General features: G+C 70.9%; 1 protein-coding gene. It reads right to left on the minus strand.

What is annotated here, in order from left to right; genetic code table 11:
* On the minus strand, positions 1 to 1,129 hold a 1,129-nt coding region (locus K8638_RS44240), incomplete at both ends, for a condensation domain-containing protein (protein ID WP_223760821.1).

The following is a 1,129-nucleotide window of genomic DNA, read 5'->3' on the forward strand; positions in this document are numbered from 1 at the left end:
CGGCAGCGTGTCGCGCAGGTGCGAGTGGGTGAGGAGCACCGTCGCGCCGCAGTCCTGGAGCATGTAGTCCAGGCGTTCGCGCGGGTAGGCCGGGTCGAGCGGCACGTAGGCGCCGCCAGCCTTGAGCACGCCGAGCAGGCCCACCACCAGGTCGAACGAGCGCTCCATGCACAGCGCCACCCGTGTGTCGGGGCCGACGCCGCGCGAGCGCAGCTCATGGGCGAGCTGGTTGGCGCGCGCGTCCAGCTCGCGGTAGCTCAGCGACTCCGCGCCGAAGCGCAGGGCCGGAGCGTCGGGCATGCGTTGCACCTGGGCCTCGAACAGCTCGTACACGAGAGCGCCGTCCGGGAAGGGCACGGCCGTCTCGTTCCACTGCGTCAGGAGCTGGCGCTGCTCGTCCTCGCGCATGAGCGGAAGTGCGGACAGCCGCTGACGCGGATTGGCGACGAGGGCCTCCAGCAGCACGTGGAGGTGGCTCACCATGCGCGCGGCGGTGGAGGCGTCGAACAGGTCGGTGTTGTAGCTGAGCGAGCCGAACAGCCCCTGGGGCCCAGGTGTCATCGTCAGCGTCAGGTCGAACTTCGCGACGTGGGTGGGCGCCTCCACGGCGGACAGCTTCAGGCCGGGCAGGGAGATGGAGGCGGTGGGCAGGTTCTGCATGGAGAACATGACCTGGAACAGCGGCGAGCGGCTCAGGTCGCGCTCGTGCTGGAGGACCTCCACCAGCTTTTCGAAGGGCACTTCCTGGTGCGCATGGGCGCCCAGCGTGGCCTCGCGTACCCGGGCCAGCAGGGACACGAAGGTGTCCTCGTCGGAGAAGCGGGCGCGCAGGGCGAGCGAGTTGACGAAGAAGCCGATGAGGCCCTCGGTCTCCGTGCGGTTGCGGCCGGCGATGGGGGAGCCGACGACGAGGTCATCCTGCCCGGAGTAGCGGTGCAGCAGCATCTGCCAGGCGGCCAGCAGCACCATGAAGAGGGTGGCGTCGTGCTGGCGGGCGAGCGCCTCCAGTTGCTGGCCCAGCTCCGCGGGAAGCGCGAAGGGGTGCACCGCGCCGCGGAAGGTCTGCACGGGCGGGCGGGGCCTGTCGGTGGGCAGCTCCAGTGCCTGGGGCGCGTCGCCGAGCTGCTGC

This window comes from Myxococcus sp. RHSTA-1-4 (assembly GCF_020037125.1).
Classification (GTDB): domain Bacteria; phylum Myxococcota; class Myxococcia; order Myxococcales; family Myxococcaceae; genus Myxococcus.